This is a genomic window from Paenibacillus sp. ICGEB2008 (genome assembly GCF_000307675.1).
Taxonomy (GTDB): domain Bacteria; phylum Bacillota; class Bacilli; order Paenibacillales; family Paenibacillaceae; genus Paenibacillus; species Paenibacillus polymyxa.
In genome coordinates, this window is sequence record NZ_AMQU01000037.1 from 1 (window position 1) to 3,538 (window position 3,538).

The 3,538-nt window shown below is 43.6% G+C and carries 2 protein-coding genes; both read right to left on the bottom strand.

All coding sequences use genetic code 11. The features are described 5' to 3' along the window. A partial coding sequence (locus C400_RS26385; RefSeq protein ID WP_128574162.1) for a beta-ketoacyl synthase N-terminal-like domain-containing protein occupies positions 1-3,102 on the bottom strand: 3,102 nt, incomplete at its 3' end. 119 nt (positions 3,103-3,221) lie between these two features. Further along, positions 3,222-3,377 (bottom strand): hypothetical protein, encoded by a 156-nt coding sequence (locus tag C400_RS27230; protein ID WP_232795437.1) that lies wholly within the window; start codon positions 3,375-3,377, stop codon positions 3,222-3,224. Between the last annotated feature and the right edge of the window lie 161 nt (positions 3,378-3,538).

Sequence of the window (3,538 nt, forward strand, 5' to 3'; positions counted from 1 at the left end):
TGCTAAATCCGAGACGGATTCCACGATTAATCCCAGTCGTTCTTCCATGGCTTCCCGTCCGACCTGTAGGGTATAGGCGATGGACTCCAGCCTGTCGTCACCGTAATTTCCCTGCTCCATCGCCTCAAGCAATTGGAGCACTTGCTCCTGCAGCCGCTGCTCATCCTTGCCTGACAGGACGATCATCACGGGTGTACGTGGTGCAGCGCCGAAATGGTCCATCCGGTTCTCCTGCGGAATGTATTCTTCCACTAACACATGTGCATTCGCTCCTCCGGCTCCAAAGGATGAAATGCCTGCAATACGCGGAAATTCCTTTACCTTACCGTTCATTTCAATCTTAGGTCGTTTCCATTCTGCCAATTCTTGCTGGAGTACAAAAGGAGTATCCTCAAATGGAATCTCCGGATTCTGCGTCTTTGAATGCAGCGTTGGAGCCAATTGACCATGCTTCATTTGCATCAATACTTTGGTTAAAGCTGCAATGCCTGCCGCGCTTTCACAATGTCCGATATTGGACTTAACAGAGCCAAGAGAACAAAATTGCTTGTCATGGGTATATTTTCCATAGGCCTGCTTCAAGCCTTCTATTTCAATGGGATCACCTAGAGCTGTTCCTGTACCGTGCGCTTCCACATAACTAACGGACCTTGGATGAATTCCAGCGCGTTCCAGTGCATCAGAAATAACTTGCGACTGTGCCGCCGGATTAGGCACCGTGTAACCGTTAGTTTTTCCTCCAGAATTCAACATACTTCCACGAATAATTCCATAAATATGATCACCGTCTACTACTGCTCTACGGAGAGGCTTTAGAATGACAGCTCCTACCCCTTCACCATCAACAAAACCATCTGCCTCATCACCAAAAGACTTGCATTGTTGACCTTTACTTAACATATTCATGTCAGTTAATTTCAAAAAATGGGCGGGATCTACAATCAAATTAACTCCACCTGCAATAGCACAATCACTAGTTCCACTTTGCAAACTTTCTATCGCCAAATGAAGGGCTGTCAGCGAAGAAGAACAGGCCGTATCTACCGCTAGACTAGGCCCCCGGAAATCAAGAGTGTACGAGATTCGATTAGCAACAGACCAGTATGATGCTCCTGTCAGATAATGTGCATTCATAACCCCCACAAACACTCCGACTCTTTGATGAGCACCGAGAGAAGTAGGAGTATACCCTGCATCTTCAATTGTGGTATAAACAGTTTCCAAAAAAACGCGTTCCTGCGGATCCATTAATTCTGCTTCTCGGGGAGATATACGAAAAAATAAAGGGTCGAATTTATCAGCATCTTCAATAAATCCACCCCATTTCGTATAAATTGATCCTTTCGTACCTTTCGCTCCTTTGAAATAATCCGTCCAATTCCATCGGTTCTGTGGAATCTCCTGAATACAATTTTTCCCTTTCTGAATATTATTCCAAAAGTCATTAATATTTTTAGCTTGCGCATAACGTCCGGACAAACCAATTACAGCCACTTCACGGTCAAAATTAGAGTCCCCATCTGGCTTAAAATCAAGTTTAGCAGCCAGATAGCGATGATTTTCAAAAGTGTCGGTCCGTATTCGTACATTGGGGGAATTTAGGGTTGTATAATTCTGTGTAGCCCGCTTCCCCTTCGGTTCCTCTTCAATACCGACAAGTGTTACTAAATCTGCTTCTCTTGTCCGGATAAAATGATCCACCAATTCATGGATCGTGGAGTGCTCAAAAAATAAAGTACTGCTTACATTTTTCATTATTTTTTTGAATTCACTTGTCAATTGAACCACAAGAATAGAATCCAGACCGTAATCGGCTAAAGGCTTCTCACTGTCCAACTGCTCTGGAGGAATTTTAAATACTTTGCCAATTAGTGTTTTAAAGAAATATTCACTTTTTTGGCGAAACTGATCTGTGCTAATTTGAGGCACACATGTTGCTACTGGCATCTGACTCCTCTGCTGGCGTTTTTGAGTCTCTGTGTCATCATGTTGACTGCCCCCAAGCCATATTTCTTCCTTCTTCTTTTGACGAATGACGCCATCACTTTTGGCCCGAATAATTTGTTGTCCCAATCGATGTTCCCCTGCCGCAGGAAAAGTTACTGAATGAAATCCTTCGTGATGCAGCACTTTCTCCCACATTTCAGGATAAAGCCCCGGACACCCCGGGATACGTACTGCCGTATCCTCATACATCCACCACCCTTCCAACAAACCAAAAGTTAAATGTGTAAATAGGGTATTAGCGGTAACCTCATTTAAAAGAAGCCATCCATTCCGAGACGTACAAGCTTTTACATTTCTTAATGTGTGCCTTATATTGTGAGTGGCGTGCAGCACATTAGTGGCGATAATCAAATCAAAACCACCTTCATCAATGTTCTGTGCGGCAACAGGCTCTTCAATATTCAAAAGCTTATACGTCATCGGTATTTTTCGTGAGTTGTACTTCTCCTGCGCATGGATGAGGAAAGCTCTAGATATATCCGTATAACAATATTCTTCAATATATTCTTGAAAAGGTTCCAGTCTGCTTAACACTACCTCGCTGGTTCCCCCAGTTCCTGCGCCAATTTCCAATATACGGATACTTACAGACGTATTTTCTTTGATACGATCCGTAACATATGCAATAACTTGATCGGACAAAATGTCGTTAAAATAGTCGGCAACAAGATTGTTCTGGTAAATATTCTCGACCAGCTTCATAGATCCATTCGGAAACATAATATCGGTAGCAGGATAGACTCCGCTTAAAATATCAGATAAGTGAAACAACATCGGCTCTAACAGATAAATTCTGGATTGTAAGTCTGGGTTGTACAAAATCCATTCCTTCTTTTTTTTGTCCCATTCTTCCACAAGTTCATCTAATGGCATAAAACTAGACTCCTCGTTTCTAGCCAGTATGGCTAAACTTTCGTTTAGCCACTTCGTGTACATGCTGTTAATTTTCCCGTTTACACGTATCTCGTTGATTTCCAGATTACAATCCAGGTACACTCCTAATTGTTTTAGCTGGCTGCCTAGCCATTTCAGAAGGAATGTGTTCATCAAGTTCATCGACTCGTTAAATAAATCCAGACGCTTCGTTATTTTCATGGCTATCTCTCCATCTGCTTATTTCGACCGAACCATTTGGGGTGTAGCGGACTTCACAAACATATCGCTTTTCGCCACATAGCATTTTCCATAATGTTTAAAATCGGTTTGCACTACACCTAAATTGTAATGAACTCGCCCCAGTTCACTTCCTTAATTCCCAATGGATCTGTTGTTCGCATAACTCCTAACTGGTGCAGTTGTCCGGATACCAGCTGCTCCAATATTTGCATCCCCTCTTCCGTCCGTATGGATTGGATCCCTAGCCGCTCCATCTGCTTGCGGTATCGTTCCCCCGATACCACCCCCGACCTGGCCCCAATACCCCCCAGTTCACCACCTTCACCTCACACGACCACTCTACAGATAGCTGGTGCGCGAATGCATCCTTAAAGGTACAGCCTGACACATAGTTGCTTTGTCCCGCTGCCTTGGT

Coding starts and splice junctions, on each gene's coding strand:
- C400_RS27230 (WP_232795437.1), bottom strand. CDS start 3,377: ATGGAGCGGCTAGGGATCCAATCCATACGGACGGAAGAGGGGATGCAA.